General features: G+C 45.6%; 14 protein-coding genes. 9 read left to right on the top strand and 5 right to left on the bottom strand.

The genetic code is table 11. The features are described from left to right. Positions 1-6: 6 nt before the first annotated feature. From GKS34_RS06990 to tsaD, 3 genes are read right to left on the bottom strand one after another with little or no spacing between them, the layout of a single operon-like run. Entirely contained in the window at positions 7-822 is an 816-nt protein-coding gene (locus GKS34_RS06990; protein WP_163384087.1) for an NlpC/P60 family protein, read from the bottom strand. Then, on the bottom strand, positions 788-1252 hold the full coding sequence (gene smpB / locus GKS34_RS06995) for an SsrA-binding protein SmpB (protein WP_162341268.1): 465 nt from the start codon (positions 1250-1252) through the stop codon (positions 788-790). Before smpB ends, GKS34_RS06990 begins: the two co-directional genes overlap by 35 nt. Continuing rightward, the gene (tsaD, locus tag GKS34_RS07000) at positions 1245-2261 is read right to left on the bottom strand and encodes a tRNA (adenosine(37)-N6)-threonylcarbamoyltransferase complex transferase subunit TsaD (protein WP_163384088.1); all 1017 of its coding nucleotides are present in this window, start codon (positions 2259-2261) and stop codon (positions 1245-1247) included. The genes smpB and tsaD overlap by 8 nt, the downstream gene beginning before the upstream one ends. Before the next feature lie 43 nt (positions 2262-2304). Here tsaD and GKS34_RS07005 point away from each other — a divergent pair, with 43 nt between their 5' ends. Together GKS34_RS07005 and GKS34_RS07010 are read left to right on the top strand one after the other, a co-directional pair. After that, positions 2305-6879 carry a translocation/assembly module TamB domain-containing protein gene (locus tag GKS34_RS07005; RefSeq protein WP_240459219.1) on the top strand — a complete coding sequence of 1525 codons (4575 nt, stop codon included), beginning with the start codon at positions 2305-2307 and terminating at the stop codon, positions 6877-6879. Positions 6880-6909: 30 nt separating this feature from the next. Continuing rightward, entirely contained in the window at positions 6910-8211 is a 1302-nt protein-coding gene (locus GKS34_RS07010; protein ID WP_163384090.1) for a cryptochrome/photolyase family protein, read from the top strand. A gap of 2 nt (positions 8212-8213) precedes the next feature. On the opposite strand, the gene GKS34_RS07015 is transcribed toward GKS34_RS07010, so the two are convergent. After that, positions 8214-8882: a YdcF family protein gene (locus GKS34_RS07015; protein ID WP_163384091.1), complete on the bottom strand. Its 669-nt coding sequence runs from the start codon at positions 8880-8882 to the stop codon at positions 8214-8216. 157 nt (positions 8883-9039) lie between these two features. Between GKS34_RS07015 and GKS34_RS07020 the strand changes: the two genes are divergently transcribed. Continuing rightward, on the top strand, positions 9040-9768 hold the full coding sequence (locus tag GKS34_RS07020; protein ID WP_163384092.1) for a hypothetical protein: 729 nt from the start codon (positions 9040-9042) through the stop codon (positions 9766-9768). Positions 9769-9798: 30 nt separating this feature from the next. Here GKS34_RS07020 and GKS34_RS07025 read toward each other — a convergent pair whose 3' ends face one another. Continuing rightward, complete coding sequence (locus GKS34_RS07025; protein ID WP_163384093.1) at positions 9799-11622, bottom strand: glycoside hydrolase family 9 protein; 1824 nt, start codon at positions 11620-11622, stop codon at positions 9799-9801. A gap of 168 nt (positions 11623-11790) precedes the next feature. On the opposite strand from GKS34_RS07025, the gene GKS34_RS07030 reads away from it, so the two are divergent. From GKS34_RS07030 to GKS34_RS07055, 6 genes are all read left to right on the top strand, one after another. Then, the gene (locus tag GKS34_RS07030) at positions 11791-13863 is read left to right on the top strand and encodes a GAF domain-containing SpoIIE family protein phosphatase (RefSeq protein ID WP_163384094.1); all 2073 of its coding nucleotides are present in this window, start codon (positions 11791-11793) and stop codon (positions 13861-13863) included. Positions 13864-13894: 31 nt separating this feature from the next. After that, positions 13895-14239, top strand: a complete 345-nt coding sequence (locus tag GKS34_RS07035; protein ID WP_163384095.1) for an STAS domain-containing protein — start codon at positions 13895-13897, stop codon at positions 14237-14239. Further along, positions 14229-14645 carry an ATP-binding protein gene (locus GKS34_RS07040; RefSeq protein ID WP_163384096.1) on the top strand — a complete coding sequence of 139 codons (417 nt, stop codon included), beginning with the start codon at positions 14229-14231 and terminating at the stop codon, positions 14643-14645. Before GKS34_RS07035 ends, GKS34_RS07040 begins: the two co-directional genes overlap by 11 nt. 89 nt (positions 14646-14734) lie before the next feature. Continuing rightward, positions 14735-16738 carry a peptidylprolyl isomerase gene (locus tag GKS34_RS07045; RefSeq protein ID WP_163384097.1) on the top strand — a complete coding sequence of 668 codons (2004 nt, stop codon included), beginning with the start codon at positions 14735-14737 and terminating at the stop codon, positions 16736-16738. After that, the gene (locus tag GKS34_RS07050; RefSeq protein ID WP_163384098.1) at positions 16701-17597 is read left to right on the top strand and encodes a peptidyl-prolyl cis-trans isomerase; all 897 of its coding nucleotides are present in this window, start codon (positions 16701-16703) and stop codon (positions 17595-17597) included. The genes GKS34_RS07045 and GKS34_RS07050 overlap by 38 nt, the downstream gene beginning before the upstream one ends. Continuing rightward, complete coding sequence (locus tag GKS34_RS07055) at positions 17575-19014, top strand: peptidylprolyl isomerase (protein ID WP_163384099.1); 1440 nt, start codon at positions 17575-17577, stop codon at positions 19012-19014. Before GKS34_RS07050 ends, GKS34_RS07055 begins: the two co-directional genes overlap by 23 nt. Positions 19015-19252 lie beyond the last annotated feature (238 nt).

The following is a 19252-nucleotide window of genomic DNA, read 5'->3' on the forward strand; positions in this document are numbered from 1 at the left end:
GCTCCTTCATTTTTTCACGAGATTTTTAACATGAAGAACCTGAGCATCACGGGATTTGTTTTTAGATGCCGACCAATTATCAGGGTCAAATGCCTCGAATCGGACCTTTCCGTCTACCAATAACAGTCTCCCTTCTCCTGCGTACAGGCCAACCCGGGAAGGAATCCCGAGTTCGTTTCCAAAAATCAATACATCCGCGGCCTGCATTCCGGATAAGCCTACCTCCTCTCCTGCTGTAAGAAACGTAGACAGGTAATTCGGAACCCGATATCCCCCGATTTTGAACACAAGCTGCAACCAGCTCCCTCCAAACAAGCCAAAAATACTCCTGCCTCCCGATAGGTAAGGCGCGTTGATGAATGTAGATGCAATGGTCACGAGCTGCTCTCTCGTTACTTTTTCAGAAAAAGGCCGGCTTTCTCCTTCAAAAAAAAAGGAAGCTCCCCAGTCAAAAAGCTCGTTTCGGTCTGCATGCAACTGGCTTCCGGGAAGTAAATAAATGGGCGATTTGTCCCAAATGAGTTTACTGATGGGGCTGGTGGTGACGTGCAGGGCTGCCTGGCTAAGAAATTCAAATCCCCCTTCCTCCAACTCCTGATGTTGGGAAGCCAGTATCCACCCGGAACCGGCCTGATTTTCTCCTTCAGCGAAAAGCCAATCTCCCTCTTTCGTGCGTCGGCGGATCTGATACAGTTCCCCAAAAAGCAATTGTGAACTCATCCCGGAACCTGGGACCGGTTCCCGGTACATGGGAAGCAGTGTTACCCGGCAAATCCCGTAAATACGTTCAGAAAGCCATTCGTTGGAGGTCCCGTTTTGCATCTTTTTCTTTTATAGATTGCCTTTTGTCGTGGATTTTTTTGCCTTTTGCCAGCGCTATTTCCATTTTGGCAAGGCCTCGGTCGTTGATAAATATACGAACCGGAACAATGGAAAGGCCCTTTTCTGAAAACTTATTTTGAAGTTTCCGAAGTTCCTGCTTCTGCAACAAAAGTTTGCGCTCCCTTACAGGATCATGGTTATAATGGGTGGCCAGGGTGTAAGGGGCTATGTGCATTTGCTTGATGAAAAGCTCTTCTCCCTTGAAATAACAGTAGGCCTCGGTTAGGGAAACCCGACCCTCGCGTATGGATTTAATTTCCGATCCACGTAAGACCAGGCCCGCCTTGAATTTATCCAAAAATTCAAACTCAAAGCTCGCCTTTTTATTTTTGATGTTGATGATCTTATCAAATGTGTTTTTTTTAGCCATGGTATCCAATTTTCATTTTTGCAAGTGGACTGATATCCAGGTCGCAAAATATCCCTGCCCGATACTTATAATGTGCTGCCATAGCGACCATGGCGGCATTATCGGTGCAATATTCTAGTTTGGGAAGGTAGATTTGCCAATCGTTTTCGAGGGCTGCTTCTTTTAACGTATTCCTCAGCCCGGAGTTTGCTGACACACCTCCTGCGATGGCCACTTCTAGAATTTGATGCTCCCGACTCGCTTTCACTAGCTTCTGCATCAGCATTTTTACAAGGGTAAATTGCACGGAAGCACAAATATCTTCCAGATGAGTCGCAATAAAATCCGGTTCTTGTTTGATGTTTTCTTTGAGGAAATATAAAACAGCCGTCTTAATTCCACTAAAAGAAAATGCCAGGCCCTTCATATCGGATAGGGGAAAGGAATAGGCCTTTGGATTGCCCTTACCAGCCAGCCTGTCCAGGTGTGGCCCCCCCGGATAGGGCAACCCAAGGATTTTGGCTATCTTGTCGAAGGCTTCTCCCACCGCATCGTCCGAGGTTTCGCCGAGCACCTCCATGTTCAGGTGATTCTTTACCAGCACCAATTGAGTATGCCCCCCACTTACGGTAAGGCATATAAAGGGAAATTCCGGATATGGTTTTTCAATAAAATGAGCCAACACATGCGCTTCCATATGGTTCACTTCGATCAAAGGAATGTTCAGCGCATAGGCAAAGGCCTTTGCAAAAGACCCGCCTACCAAAAGGGCTCCCATCAACCCGGGACCACGGGTAAATGCGACTGCGGTCAGGTCCTTTTTGGAAACTCCCGAGGTTCTGAGGGCTTCGGCCACCACCGGAATCAGGTGTTGCTGGTGGGCTCTTGAAGCCAATTCAGGCACCACTCCACCATATTTCTCGTGGACGGATTGCGTGGCGACAATATTATTAAGTATTTTGCCATCAGAAATCACCGCTGCCGACGTTTCATCACAAGAGGATTCGATAGCCAATATAGTACAACTCATTTAGCGTCTGTTGGAAAATAAACCGAAAGTTAAGGAAATTTTGATGAAAGCCCTCAGGAGAGTCTTTCTGATCCTGCGATATGTGCTGTTCTTCCTTATATTCCTGGCCATATTGTTGCAAATCCCAACCATTCAAACCTACCTGGCTGGATTTATTACCAACCGCATTTCCACCAGTACGGGTTACCTCACCGATATTGGTCGAGTAAATCTCCGCTGGTGGGATGCCATCAGTCTACGCGATGTGCGGGTATACGATCTTCAGGACAGCCTGATGGCCGACCTGGATGAGGTCTACATTGACTTTTCGGTCAGGGGCCTCTTGAATAATGATCGACCTGGTCTGGACGAAGTAAACCTGCGAAACGGAAACGTCAGACTACTGACTCACCAAGATGGGGAAGGTCTCAATATTTCCGTTTTCCTGGAAAGGCTGCGGGAAACATTTTTTGTGCAGCCCAAAAAACAAAAATCGACTACCACTACTTTTGGAATCGCTTCCATTTCCTTTGACCAAACATCCCTGGACATCATTGACTATACCCAGCCGGAAATGGACATTAAATTCGACTATGCAAACTTGCTATTTCGGGATCTGGTGGCAAGGGCGGAAAATTTTTACGTGCGTAGAGATACGGTGGCTTTTGATCTGCGGTACATGAAGGGTGTAGAGTCTAATTCCGGAATGGTATTCCAGCAGTTGCGAACCAATTTCATCTATTCCGGCACTGGGATGGAGTTTAAATACCTGTACCTGAAATCCAACGAAACGGTGATCAAAAATTACCTCCGAATGGATTATGAATCAGTCGCCGATTTAAGGGATTTTAACCGCAAGGTGGACCTGATCGCTCAATTGGATGAAGCTGTACTGGACATCCGGGATTTGAGGTATTTTTCGGACAATATCCCTCCCATAGACGACCGAATCTACCTTAGCGGAGAAATCATCGGCAAAATTAACTCTGTTTTTTCCGAGGAATTATTATTGCGGTTTGGGGAAAGAAGTGCGCTTTTCGGAAAATTTAATATCGAAGGGCTACCCCTGGTGAAAGAAACCTTTTTCAATCTCTCCCTGACGAATTCCGTTTTGCTGCCGGAAGATTTGTATCCCTATGTCAGTTCCGATGCCAGAAAGGAACTGGATAAGTTTGGAACCGTCCGCTTTGATTCTGACTTTGAAGGGTACCTCAGCGATTTTACTGCCAAGGGAGATTTCAGGACTGGAATTGGCCTGCTAAAGGGACAACTCAACTACCGCGATGAGGGAGACCTTCCTACCTATGAAGGCCAGCTGGAAGCGGTGGAGTTCAATCTGGGAGTACTGAGCGAAGATCCCGAAAAGTTTCAGAAAGTCAGCTTTAAAGGGGATATTAAAGGCACCGGACTCACGTTAAACACGGCACTCATCGAGCTGGACGCAAGCATTAGCAAAATCGGCATCAACCAATACGATTTTAACCAAATTGAAACAAAGGCTACCTATGGAAAGGACCTTTTTCAGGGAACGCTCAGCGTCAATGATTCAAATCTGGTTATGAGCGTGGACGGTACGCTGGATTTACGAAACAACAAAGATTCCGCTAACCTGATGCTCCGCCTGGACACCGCTTTTCTAAACCGCATTCACCTTACCGAAAAGGATATTTTCCTGAGCGGAAATTTTGAACTGGATACCAAAGGCATTCATTGGGATAACATCGAAGGAGTGACCCGCTTCCGGGACGTACTGATCAGCTACGACGGAAGGGACCTTTTCCTCGACTATTTTTTGTTTCAATCCCTGTTTACCGAAGACTCCCGAGTTATTTCACTCAACTCAGACTTATTGGTTGCAGGGATCAGCGGAGATTTTAAGGTGCAACAATTGGGTCAAGACATACAACGCCTGTGGGAGGACTACTATGCCATTCTCACTAACGACTACAGCCCGCCCACCACCAAACAACCGCTGAATGGAGACCCCTACCACATCGACCTGACACTGGACTTTCGGGACCCGAATCCAATTCTGAACCTGATTGATCCCAGACTGTTTATTTCTAGTAATACCCAAATGGAGGGGGCTTTCTACAAAACGGAACGCAATACGGTATTCAATTTCTATTCAGGAATTGATACCATCTATTATAATGACAATTATTTTATTAATACAGACATTGACCTCAATACCTCCAAATACAGGGACAGCGACGAGGTGCTGGCCTCCTTTTACGTACTCTCCAAAGAGATCCAGTTAAGTTCGGGATTTAATTTTCACAATCTTTCCATGGAAACCATTTGGGATCAGTCCCGGCTAAACCTCTCCTTTTACCTGGATCAATTGCAGACGGAAAGTTATGCGAACATTTCCGCGGGAATCAACCTTTCTCGAGACCAGACCCAGATAGAATTTGCTCCATCGGAAATCAAACTTTTGGAAGATTTCTGGCAATTTGAACCCGGAAACAGCATTACCATCGGGGCAGCAGAAACCCATTTTCAAAACCTTAAAATTTTTCATGAAAACCAATACCTCTCTGCAGAAGGAAAAATCAATTTGGATCCGGGGGATCAAATGGAAATCACGGTTAACGAATTGAACCTGGATTTTCTGAATTCTTTCGGTATGCGGGAATACGAGGGTACCGCCAATGGTCGGGTCATCCTGGCCGAAGGCTGGAATAAAGAAGGCATGCAGGGCACCTTGTCCGTGGAAGGAATCCGGATCAATGATTTCCTGGTAGGCGAAATTGAAGCGGACGCCCTCTTCGCTGATCAAGCGGTCAACTTATCACTTCAAAACTACCGGGAAGGAAAGAAAGTAATCGAACTTTCCGGCAACTTGGGCTCTGATACACAGGAAATGGCCCTGACTGCTGCTTTTGAGAATGCAAATTTGTCGGTAATCGAGCCCTTCATTTCCGACTATCTCAGCCAGATCGATGGCAACCTCAGCGGAAACCTTAAGGTCGGCGGCAGCATTACCCGGCCGATTGTGGAAGGATTGGGAAAATTGGAAGGAGCCACTTTTCGGTTCAATTACCTGAATACCACCTATCTGATAGACGGAAATGTAATTTTTGAGCCCAATGACATCAGCTTCAGGGGACTGGAGCTAAAGGATGTCAATAACAATACGGCACGGCTGAGGGGCGGGATCACCCACGATAATTTTGCTAACTTTATCCTGGACCTGGACGCCTCCATCACCAATTTTCAGGTGATGAATACCAGTGCAGCCGATAACGACCTATTTTTCGGCGAGGCCTACGCCACTGGAAACATCAATGTTTTCGGGGCAGCCAATAACCTGGACCTGACAGCAAACGCCACCTCCCAACCCAATACCCAGGTGTTCATTCCCATAGGAGACACCAACGGACAATCTCAGGAAGACTTTATCAACATCATCAATGTTCGGGATACTACTCAGTCGGTTACCTTTGAAGAAACCGTTGACAAATTGACTATCAATAACCTGCGCATGAACCTCAACCTGGACCTTACCCCTGATGCCTACGTGGAAATCCAAATTGATCCCAAAACGGAAGAAAACATCCAGGGCCGGGGTAGAGGGGTGCTGAACCTGAATATTGATACCCAGGGGAATTTCAACATGACAGGCAATTTTGAAATCGTGGATGCACTGTATAATTTTTCGCTATACAACGTGATCAACAAAAAATTTCTGATAGTTCCGGGAGGCGTAATTAATTGGTATGGTGATCCTTACGAGGGAGTGATGGACATTTCAGCGGTCTATGAGGAAAATGTCTCCCTGGCTTCCCTGCAAACCACCGCCAACCAGAACCAGTTTGAAAGCAATCAGTTGAAGCGGCGTTTTCCGGTACAAGTGATCATGGACCTGGACGGACCTTTGCTTTCTCCAGATATTAGTTTTGAATTTGATTTTTCCGAATTTCCCGAAGACAGCGAGTTGCAAACTACCATATCGGCTTTCCGAAACCGTATAGCGAATGACGAACAGGAAAAAAACCGCCAGGTCTTTTCACTCATCATGTTGCGCCGCTTTTCTCCGGAGGGACAGTTTAGCGGAGCAGGCATCGGCTTTTCCAACCTCAGCCAACTCATTTCTTCCCAACTCAACAACCTAGTTGCTCAGGTAGATGAAAATCTGGAAATCGATTTTGACCTGGTAGGATTGGATGATACAGCGCTTGAAACGTTTCAGTTGAGGGTGGCTTATACCTTTTTTGATGGACGCCTTCGAGTTACCCGCGATGGTGGTTTTACTGACCTGCAAGGAAATGCCGATTTCAACACCATTGCCGGGGACTGGCAGGCTGAATACCTGCTTACCGAAGACGGTAGGTACCGCGTTCGGGTATATAACCGCAACAATTTCAATACGCTCACTGCCCTTGGCATCAATAACCGGGCTCCCAATACCTACGGGGTATCGATATCCCAAAACCTGCTCTTTAGCTCATTGAAAGAGCTATTCCAGAACTTTAGTAGAAGCAGAGACCTGCCGATCAGCGATTCGGACGAATACCTGCGTGGCGATTTCACCATCGATCTGGACGAAGTGGCCCCCGAATTGTTTCGTCCTGATCCGCAAACAGATCCTTCAGGAATCCGCATCCTTGAAAAGGAACAGCCCGAAAAACCGTAAACATTTTTCGAAGTCCTGACTTACCTATTTATGGATAAAATAACACTATTTTGGTTTAGAAGAGACCTGAGGCTGGAAGACAACCTGGGGCTGTATTATGCCCATCAAAATGAAAAACGGGTGTTACCACTTTTTATATTTGACACGGAAATACTGGACAAACTAGAGGATAAAACAGATGCCCGCGTGCAATTTATTCACGAACAGGTACAAAGGCTGCGGGACGAACTGGCCTCCTATCAAAGTTCCCTACTGGTTCGGCAGGGCAAGCCGTTGGAAGTTTTTCAATCCCTAACCCAGGAATACAACATTCAGAACGTGTATACCAACAGAGATTACGAGCCCTATGCTAGAAAGAGGGACAAAGAGGTAGCGGCGTTTTTACAGGGAGAAGGTATTGATTTTTATGATTTCAAAGATCAGGTGATTTTTGAGACCGATGAAATCACAACGGACAAAGGTGATTTTTACAAGGTCTTTACTCCCTACAGCAAACGCTGGTTGCAAAAATTCGAGCAGGCCCGAATTACCCTCGTAAATCTGGATGGAAGGAAAAAATCATTTTACCAAACCAAACCGATGCCTTTGCCAAGTTTGAGAGCTATCGGGTTTGAGGCTTCGGAAATCATTCTACCATCGCCCAAAGTTGACAATAATTTGATCCGCAAATACGACCAAACCCGGAATTTTCCAGCGATAGCGGGAACCAGCCGCCTGGGCATCCACCTGCGGTTCGGCACCATCAGCATTCGTAAACTGGCCCTGGAAGCAGCTCAGCTAAATGATACATTCCTTAACGAACTGATTTGGAGGGAATTTTACATGATGATCCTTTACCATAACCCTGAGGTGGTGGACAGGGCTTTTAAACCGGCCTATGACCGCATTCCCTGGAGAAATGACGAAAAGGAATTTTCCTGCTGGTGTGAAGGAAAAACGGGCTACCCCTTGGTAGACGCGGGCATGCGGGAACTAAATGCAACCGGCTACATGCACAACCGGGTACGCATGGTCACGGCCAGTTTCCTGACCAAACACCTGCTCATAGACTGGCGGTGGGGAGAGGCCTACTTTGCTAAAAGGTTGCTGGATTACGAATTGTCCTCCAATAACGGCGGCTGGCAATGGGCAGCGGGAACAGGTACGGATGCCCAACCTTATTTTCGGATTTTCAATCCCGCATCGCAGTTAGAGAAATTTGATAAAGACAGGAAATACGTCAAGCGCTGGGTGCCGGAATTTGGAACGGATAACTACCCGGATCCCATCGTGGACCACAAAGCAGCCCGGAAGCGTGCACTGGAAGTGTTTAAAAAGGCCTTGGGTAAGTAGCCTCAGGAGATCAGGTGCTGGTCAAAGCCCAAGGCTACCAATCGTTCAAATGCCCTCCAAACTTCTTCCGGAATGTCCTGATGAATTTGGAAGCCTTTTTTAGGGTATTCCCTTATGCGCTGCAGGTCCCCTACCATGGATTGAATAATTATTTCCAGGGAAATGGACTCGGAGGGATAATTTTCAAAGGAAATGCGCGGACTGGTCACCAGCACGGATTTATCAGACCAATTCTTTTTAAAAGTAGCATAAGCACGTCTCTCCATGTAAGGCTTCTGAACGATAATAAATGACCTGGGATCCAATCCCTTGCTTTTCAATAGTTCCTGGGTAAACCGGATGTTTTCCCCGGAATTGGTAGACCGGCTCTCTAGCAGCATGGCTTCATCCGGTACGCCCATCTCTCGGGCAATCCGGCCGAATATAACCGCTTCCGGATCCTCCCAGACACCTGCGGTAAAATTACCCAACCCTCCCGAAAAAATCAGCAAGGGAGCCATTTCTTCCAGCCAAAGCGCTGCACCTCGTTCGGCCACCCGTGGATCGTGACTACCCAACACCAGAATCGCATCGCTTTTCTGAATGGAATGGCGAAGTTGGTGGTATTCCCATAATCGCTTGGCTAATTCTCTGGCTTCTTTGGTGACTGGTGGCTGCTTATCGGGTAACATGCTTCCTTTCGGCTAAAGTAAAAGTTCTGCGGCATCCTATCTGCCTAGCAGGTTCCTTAATTTCATTTTAAAAATTCAATATACCGTCGGGAATGGTTAAATTCAAAATTCCTGAAGAAAAACCTGCATTCCATGACCAAAGTAGTACCATCAGCCAATGAATCGAGCGCAACACCAGTCACTATTTGATCTTTTTGACCGCTATGTTCCGGTCCTCAGTATTGCCGAGAGGACAATTCCTTTTCAGCCAAATACTTTTCGGGAAGAAATGTCGAAAAGGAATTTTCAAACGGTGTTGGTTCAAACCCCTGAAGGTCTTCGGAAATTTGACGTCGGAGATTCGGACTTATCTTTCATCGGGGAGGATGATCTGATGAACGGCAATACGCCTCTGGTTCGAGCCTTTGAAAAATTGCTTTCCAGAAGGCGGTTCTTTATCGAAACGGAAGGGACAATTTCCCATATTGTAACGCAAAGCGATTTGGACAAAATCCCTGTAAGGCTGGTGGTCTTTGGATTTATCAGCGTTTGGGAAACGTTTCTCAGGGAACTAATCAGACAAACGATCCCACAATGGCAAGCCAGCCTGTCAGCAGAAAGGCTGGCCTCTGCACAGGAATTATATCAGCTCAAATTGAGGCGAGACGAAGAAATTGACCTGATTCAATGCCTGCAACTAGCAGATCTGGGAAGTGTTTTTTCCAAAAACAAACGGTTCCGAAAACTGATGCCTGGGGCAAGCCGGGACCAATACGATGCCATGGTTAGAAACATCGGTAAACTGAGAGATTCCCTGGCACACTCTCAGCCCAGCCTTCCTTTTTCCTGGCAGGAAATCCACACCCAGCTTGCTTTTATGCGGCGGGCCATACAATTGAATTCCTGATCCTTAAAAATCGGCCTGCCTTTTTCGAGCCTATTCAGCAGGTTTCCCAAAATGAGCCATCATCAAAATGGCACCGGCAGTACCGTCCATCGTGGGTTCATTCGTACTGTAATCGCCCACATCATCCTGATAGACCACATGCTGGTTTTGTAAATGAGAAAATTCGTCTGGATCATTTAGCGTAAGGCCCAGCAGGTTATCGTGAATACTCCGGTAAATAGGGCCATCCACCAGTCCTCCTGGCACACTTAGGCCAAGCATGACATAGATGCTGGTATGCACGTCTTCCGGAAACTCCCCGTCCGCTGGCAGACCTGTAAACATGGAGGTACCCCAAGGGTTTCTTCCAAACAACCAGTCCCGCTGGGCGGTCAGAAAGGGCTGGAATTGCCTGTCTCCAGTCATTTTTTCATACAAAATGACTTGCGCTACCAGGCTGGTCAGCAGGTTATTGGAACACCAGATAAACGGCACACCTATATGAAAGGGGTTTTGCTGCGCCCTTTTCAAGGTATAGGAAATACCCTCCAGGTAATAATTTTCAAGTTCCTTTTTAAAATCCTGGTCAACATGCCGGTGCAGGGCATAATGTCCCATGTTGACAAAAGGATACAATTGGTAATGCGCCGCTGTATCGCGAACTGCCCAGGCATCCTGATTACTACTTACCAGGGCATATTCCTTGGCCTGTTTTAGAAAGGCTGGTTCGTTTGTTAGCGCATACAGTTCTGCCGCACCCCATTCCATGTCATCAGCCCAGGTTTCCTCGTTGTACCGGTAAGGAGCTCCATAGGAATTACCCTGTTGGTAACCCTCCTGCTTCCTGCCAAGGGCGTAAAGTGAAAGAGCAGCTCCTCTGCATTTGGCGGAATAGACGGAATCTTGTAAATGTTCCTTCCAGATTCTCGCCGCAAGCGCCATGGCTGCGGCACTCCTTCCCGCAAGGTTGGCCAATCCAGTGGCTTCGCTCTTGTATTTCCCCAAACCCTGGGGTTTACCTGTGGCTGCATAAGCAGCCCGATAGCTGTTGGCTCCCCATCCATAGTCAGAATTGTCCTGATTAGGTATTTTAAAACCGCGGTGATCCCGATCATCCGCTATTTGGTGAAACAACACATCGGGCGAGGGGTGCATCTTATGAATCCAATCCAGGCCCCATTTGGCCTCGTCCAGTACATCTGGAATGCCATTACTTCCTGGCTGCCCTAAGGCATTGTGATGATCGGCAAACCGGTCTGGATATAGTTCAAAGGCAAGCAATAGGTGAGCGGTGGCATAACTGCCAGTAATCAGGTATTTGAGCTGATCGCCTGCATCATGCCATCCCCCACTGAGATCCAAGTAAGTGCTGTCCGGCATGGGGCCATAGAAACTTCGACCATCCTTTTCATGACAGACCATATCCAGGGTAGGGTTATACCCGCAGCGTTGTTGACGCATAAATTCCAGCAATGTTTCCTGATGACCTGCGTAAGCCTGAGGCCCTATGTGAAACGACTGAGAGCGAATTCCGGAATTTTTGGATTGGAGGTAGTATTCTCCGGCTTGCATCACGGAAGAAAAATCAAAGTTGTAATAATAATCAAAACTTCCCCAGGTAGCCGTTTTTAACCGTACCGGTTTCCCTTCCAGAACTACTTCGGAATTTTCAGTTAGCCGCAATTGTAACCGTTCACGAAAAGGGGCTTCGCTAAAAACCAGGGCTTCCTTACTATCCGATGCCAAATATCCAAGCTGATTGATTCGGAGATGCACCTTACTTTGGCCGATTGCTGTACCTCCCCAACCAGTGAGCAGGACTACAAAAAACCAGAACCGGATCTTGGGCAGAGTTTGGAGGAATTGTTTCTTCATGATCCGAATTTATTAAATTTGATCTTAAATCCAGCCAGGAGACTGTTTATACGCACTTATATTTTATTGATGGCTTCCCTTACGATTTTAAAACCACTCTTCCACCAACCTTTTATTACCGGGATCAATGAATTTTGACATTCTATTTATATTATTGTATGTTTTTCTATGGTGAAACTACCCAACATACAGCGGGGCAAAATTTATATCATGCTGGCCATCCTGACATGGTTCGCGCTGTTATTTGTGGACCTGGTTCGGCTTTTTGGGGAAATAAACCAAATGGAAGGGGATATTTCGCGCGAAATTACCTGGATATTGGAAATCATTTTTTTTATTATCCTCTATCTTTATTTTAATGATTCCATCAATAAAAATGAAAACAGCAGTTTCCTAAATCTGATCTGGAGAGCAGCTTCTACTGGCCTGATTGCGACCACTACCTCATTTTTGATCATTTATTTTTATTACCTGCTGGCTGGAAGTCGCTTGTCGGATGACCCCTTGTTAAGGAATTTTTTCTATCACGTAAACTTTGCCCTGACCTCTTTGTTCTTGATCTCCGCTGCACTTTTGTGGAAGCACCTGATTCTTTACCAAAAAAGCAAGGCCGTGGTGCAACAGTGGCAGGCTTACGAAGTCATTCTGCTTATTAGCATGTTTTTCGTCCTGATCAATCAGGAAAGCTACGATTATGGTTTTATGTTTGGCCTTATTTTTCTGGTTATTTATGGAGTCATTTTGTCTGTAAACCTAAAATGGATTCCTTACCTGACTTTTCGGGAAAAGTGGAAGTCTATTTTGTTTCTTGCCATTATCATTGTCTGTACGGCCTACCTATTAGTACAATTGGTGTCGTATAACCAGAAAAACATTGATTTTGTCAACCTTAGTGAAAACCTATTTCTATTGGGGCTCTTTGCCTTTGTTTTGATTTACGCTGTGTTCAGTTTTCTGGTAACTTTGTTTAACCTGCCCACCTCCTCGGTTTTTGAACAGAAACTGACGGAAGCCATTAGTTTCCAGAAATTAAGTCAGTCCATTCAGCCAGGTGAAAATGAGGAGCAAGTCTTGGATATATTGATGGACAGTAGCATGAGTGCCGCCTACGTAGATGCTGCCTGGTTGGAACTCCATGCCCAGGAGGAAGAAGATCTGCCCGGCAAGATCCTACATCAAAAATTTATAAGTAATGGGGAAAGGCAGGAGCTCATGGCCACACTAAAAAAAACAGAACCTTTTGCAAGTTACCTAAACGAACAAAAAAATGGCAAGCTGGAATATATTTACGGTAAGATACCTCACGAAACCTTTCAATCTGTATTGATCATTCCCATACGTGCAAACAAAAAAATCCTGGGAGACCTCTTTTTGCTCAAAGAAGTGAAAGATGGGTTTAATAAAGAAATGATTAATATCATATCCACCTTTGTGGGCCAAACTTCCATCTCCATTGAAAACTACCGTCTCCTGAACGAGGCCATCAGAAATGAGCGGTATCGGGAAGAATTGGAAATTGCCCAGCGAGTTCAGCGAAGCCTTTTGCCTTCTGAATTGCATCACAATGAATGCTTCGAAATAGACGGGTTTTCCGCCGCCGCTGACGAAGTTGGAGGGGATTATTACGAAACGTATTCCTTTGACCGGGATCATTTTGCGCTTATTATCGGGGATGTGTCGGGAAAAGGAACTTCTGCGGCTTTCAATATGTCCCAAATGAAGGGCGTATTTCATAGCCTGGTACAGCTAAACCTAAGCCCGAAAGATTTCCTTACAAAAGCCAATAGTGCCCTGAGCCGCTGTCTGGAGAAAAACAATTTCATTACCACCACGTATTACACGGTCAATACCATTGAAAAAGAGATTCACTTTGCACGGGCGGGTCATTGTCCAACGCTGTATTATTCCAGGGAAAAGGGGGCCGCACGATTTCTCAACATTAAAGGAATGGGGTTGGGAATTGTTAGAAACGAAAGTTTCGAACAATATATCGAAGAAGGGAAGTTACATTTTCAGTCCGGAGATGTCATGGTATTGTACACAGACGGGATCGTGGAGGCCAAAAATGAGATAGGTCAGGAGTTTGGATACGACAATTTGCGAAACCTTCTGGACCTTAATTACCACTTGCCTGCCCGGGAAATCAGGACTAAAATAATTGAATCCGTTTTTGCATTTGTAGGAAAAGAAATACTGCCAGATGATGATTATTCCTTACTGGCAATCAAATTTAAAGCATAAACTTAATCATGTGTAAAGCGTATAATCGAGTATGTTATCAATCAATATGACGGGTGCCCGGGACCACCTGGTAATTGCACTGAACGGAGAGGTGGATGCCAGTAATTCGGTAGAGCTGGATGAGGTAATTCAGGAGGCACTTTCGGGAAGCACTCAAAAAATTCTGGTAGATGGCAGAAATCTGGAATACATTTCCTCTGCAGGTTTGGGGGTGTTTATGTCCTATCTGGAAGACTTCCGGGAGAAGGAGGTAGCTTTTGTTATTTTTGGTTTGAACGACAAAGTAATGAATGTCTTTCATATACTTGGTCTGGACCAGCTCATTCGAATTAAAAACACCCAGGAGGAAGCCGAAGAATCGCTGTATGACGCATGAACTAAAGCTATATTGCGAAAAAAGCCGGTTGGCCGAACTGCGATCCTTTATCGCTGAGGTCCTGGTTCCCACCCAGCTCAGTGCCATCAGTCAAAATCAGTTGATTTTAGCAGTAGAAGAGGTATGTGCGAACCTAATTATTCATTCACATGACTGTAATCCGCAAAGTTATATCTGGCTTACAATTCATTTAAACTCCGATCGAATCATTTTTGAAATCAAAGATTCGGGAAAAGCATTCAATATTATCGAGTATAAATCCCCCGAAATCAATGCGGTGGTCAGGGAAAAAAGAAAAGGGGGACTCGGCCTGCTTTTGGTGCGAAAAATCATGGATAAAATCGAATTTGAGACTGACCACACTTTCAATACCTGCCGGTTGATTAAAAAGCTGAAATCCAAATAAATGTTAAATCCTTTCACATATCCCCTCCATCGCCCCGTATTGTGGGGTAAAATTCGTAACATTGCGGATTAGAAAGTATCTTTTGTCCTATGAATTTAACGCATGTATGTTTCCTTTTTTGGGGAATTTTATCTGCCAGTGCGGCTCAGGTTCCTGATAAATTCAGTGATAATCTGCAGCCATCGGACTATTTAATCAAAATTGCCGATTCACCTTCAGACAGAGAGGAGTTTCTTTATATACTAAATAAAAACCGGCAAAATCAGGAAGGAGCTCTAAGCAAAACGGAATTTGAAGAAAATTTCAACCTGTTTATTGATTATAAGCTTAAGGTGAAACATGCCATGGAGCTTGGGCTGGATAAATCAGAAGAATTTCAAACTGAATTTGAATCCTTTCAGAAAGAACTAATCAAACCCTACCTGCTGGAAAACGACTTGCAGGAGGGTGAGTTAAGAAGGGTCTATGACCGGATGCAGGAAATGGTAAAGGCCAGTCATATTTTACTTCAGTTTCCTCCCAATGCCAGCACCGAAGATTCCATTGCTGTCTTCAGAATGGCGGAGAAACTCAAAGCAGCAGCGGAGAACGGAGAAGACTTTTCTGAACTGGCAGTACTTCATTCAGAGGACCCTTCTGCCCAAACCAATAAGGGCAACCTGGGATACTTTACCGCCCTTCAAATGGTGTTACCCTTTGAGGAAGCTGCTTATTCGTTATCTGTTGGAGAAATTTCGGATCCTGTAATCTCCAATTTTGGCTACCATATCATTCGGCTAGAAGATCGCCGGCCAAATCCCGGACAACTGCGGGTATCCCACTTGTTGATCCGTATTAATCCGGAGCAGCCGGAAACCGAGGCACTGGCCCAACGAAAAATAGCGGAGCTTTATCAAAAAGTACAAGCAAACCCGGAAACCTGGCAGGAACTGGTGAGCACCTTTTCGGAAGATACCGGCAGCAAGTCCAATCTAGGCCTGGTACCTTGGTTTGGGGTGGGTTCCCTGGTTCCTGAATTTGAACAGGCTGCCTTTTCACTCGACAGTCCGGGAGCTATTTCCAGGCCGGTCAAAACCCAATATGGCTATCACCTGCTGCGATTAGAAGACCAACGTCCGGTACCTCCTTTCGAAGAGGCAATGCCCACGATAAAATCCCGAATCCTTCGTGATAGCCGCTCAGAGATGCTTCGCAGCCAGGTACTGGCACAACAAAAATCAAAATTTGGAGTACGTGAAAATTCAGCCCTCTGGAAAAAAATCGAGGAATTAGTAAGGTCCAGTCAGGGAAAAGCTGCCGGTGTATTGCTGGGTAGCCTGGAAACAGCTGAATGGAAGCAAGATAGCCTTGTATGGTCGGAAGGGAAACAGGCAAACTCTCAGGACTTTGCCCGGTTCCTGGAATCTCAAATCGGATCCACTGAATCGGTGGTTCAGCAGCCCTTTGATTTCTGGTACGAGCGGTTTATTACAGCGCTGCTTAGCGAATGGGAAGAAGCGCATCTGTATGCTAGCAATCAGGAATACCGGCAACTGGTGAATGAATACCGGAATGGCATGCTGCTGTTTGAGTTGATGAACAATGAAGTGTGGCAAAAAGCCGTCGATGATAGTCTTGGACAACGGTACTATTTTCAGGGAAACCGGGAGACGTACCGCTGGGAAGAACGCCTGCCTGCCCTTATTTTGAAAGCGGATGCAGGCAAGGACCTGTCGGAGGTCAAAAGCTGGCTCTCTGCCCAGCCCTATAGTGAGGAACTGGAAGAAAAGGTAAAAGAAAGATTCCTTCGGGAAGATCCATTAAAATTTACCCATGAGCAAGGGGTCTTTGAGATTTCTAAAAAAGAAATTCTTTCTAAACTGAATCCGGACCAATCCTTCCATACGATCACAAAAAATGGAGAAACGATATTGGTAGTAACAGGGAAAAAAATCCCTGCGAAACTGAAAGCCTTTGAAGAAACCAGGGGCAAATTGATTCAGGATTACCAGCAATTTCTGGAAAAAAACTTACTTGCTACGTTAAGAAAAACATACACCATCCAAATCAACGAGGATGAAAAAGAAACTACATATCGGGAACTTGAGAAGTAAGGCGGTGCTGGCGTTAAGCGGTTTACTGCTGCTTGGCTCATGCGATTTTTTCCGGATCAAAACCGAGGAAGAAGACCCGGATAACCCCGTGGTGGCGTCAGTAGGAACAGCCCAGCTGTACCTGGACGATATTGATCATATTAGCAAAGAAATGGCAACTGGGCTGGACTCCGCAGACCTCGTAAACCGGTATGTACAGAGCTGGATTAAGAAGCAATTGATGATCCGCGAAGCAAGGGAAAACATCACTTTGGACGAAGCAGAAATCAATCGCAAACTCCTGGATTATCGCTACGCACTGATAGCCTATGAATACGAAAAAAAGGTCGTTGAGGAAAGTCTGGACAGAGAAATTACGCCTCAAGAAATTGCCGCCTACTACGAAGCTAATAAGCAAAACTTTGCCTTAAAAGAGATAATTGTGCGAACAAATTATATCAAGCTGGAAAAATCCCTGCCACAAAAAAGGCAGCTGGAACGATTGCTGGGTAATGACCGGGAGGAGCAAAACAATGAACTAAAGGACTTTGCCATTCGTTATGCAAACAATTATTTCATTGAGGATTCTACCTGGGTTAAATTCGATGACATTATCATCAATACTCCCCTTACTCAGAACAACAATCAGGTACAACTCCTTCAAAACGAACGATTAATCAATGTAGACGACGAGACCTACTCGTACTATTTTAAGATTCTGGAATACCGACTGCAGGATCAGGTTCCTCCTCTTGAATTTGTCAGAGACGAAATTTCGAAGATTATCGTTAACAAGAGAAGAGTGGAACTAGCTGACAAATTAAAAAGAGATATTTACAACCATGCACTTGAAAATAATGAGTTTACCATTTATGAATAACTGGTCCGGAAAACTAACCGTACTATTGCTTGCAGGACTTGTATTCAGCCAGTTCGCTTGGGCGCAAGAAACTGATAACACCCTAGCTAGCAGCGAAAAACCAGCTTCTGAGGAAAAGCCAAGCGGACAGGTGCTGGATAAAATTATCGCAAAAGTCGACAACTACATCATTTTGGAATCCGATTTGCAAAAAGCTTACCTGGAAGCCATCTCTCAGGCACAGCAGGGGATGGAAACACCCACACGATGCCAAATATTTGAATCCCTGCTTATCAATAAGCTGATGATGGCAAAATCGGAAATCGATTCGGTAATCGTCTCGGAAGCGGAAGTGATCATCCAAACCGATCAACGGTTCAGTATGGTACTGCAGCAATTTGGAGGCGACGAGGAAACCCTGATTGAGGCCTATGGCAAAACTGCCGATCAGCTAAAAAGTGAAATTCAGGATGCTGTAAAAGAACAGATGGTCGTGCAAAAAATGCAGGGAGTCATTACAGAGGGCCTGGAAGTTTCTCCCAATGACGTAAGACAATTTTACGGATCCATACCCAATGATTCGCTTCCCTTTTTCTCGGCCGAGGTGACGGTAGGACAGATTGTCAAAAAGCCCGAAGTAAGCCAGGCTGAAAAAGACAAGGTAGTAGAAGAACTGCTTTCCATCAAGCAGCGTATTTTGGATGGGGATGCTGATTTTGCAAGTATGGCCACCCAATATTCCGAAGACCCTGCTTCTGCAGCTCAGGGAGGTGATTTGGGCTTTTTCAAAAGAGGTGAACTAGCCCCGGAATACGAAGCAACGGTGTATGAATTGAAACCGGGAGAAATCAGTGATCCCGTGGAGACCATGTTTGGCTTTCACATGATTCAACTTCTGGAAAGAAGGGGAAATACCTTTAATTCTAGGCATATTTTACGCATTCCTACCCCCTCAGAAAATGATATTGAAAAGGCTGAAAGGTATCTTGACAGCCTGAGGCAACTGATAGTGGAAGAAAAAATAACCTTCGCCAAGGCTGCCAAAGAATATTCAGATGACAGAGAGACTTCCGATAATGGCGGCTTCTTTACCGATCCCGGAACCGGGTCTAATAAATTGACATTACGAACATTGGAAGACCCGGTGCTCTATTTTACCTTGGACAGTATGGAGGTAGGTACTCTTACCCAGCCTATACGCTATGATGACGTAGACCCCCGAACCGGCCGATCCGAGCCGGGCGTTCGCCTTCTGTTTTACAAAGAGCGATTTCCCGCCCACAGGGCTAATCTTTCGGACGATTACGAAAAATTAAAAGCCGCTGCCCGCAGGAAAAAGGAAGAGGAGATTTTATCTAATTGGTTTGTATTGGCCAAAGAGGAGGTATTTATAGATATTGACCCTCAATACGATCGATGTGAAGCGCTGAAAAATTAAATTAAAAATTCCAAGCAGGGTTGGACGGAACGGAGCTCCCACTATCAGCTTATTCCGGCGAGTAAGGTAAAATCGAGCGTCACTGGCATCTGCGAAAGGCCGATCCCACTGTTGAGCTTGCTTGCGGTTATAAAAACACCAACGGTATTTTAATCGGGGTCGTTGCACTTGCGCTGGCCTACCCGGTACTACCAACATGGCGTTCGGTTTTCTTGCGAAACGGGAACGAAAAAAGCCG

The organism is Cyclobacterium jeungdonense (genome assembly GCF_010994275.1).
GTDB classification, from domain to species: Bacteria; Bacteroidota; Bacteroidia; order Cytophagales; family Cyclobacteriaceae; genus Cyclobacterium; species Cyclobacterium jeungdonense.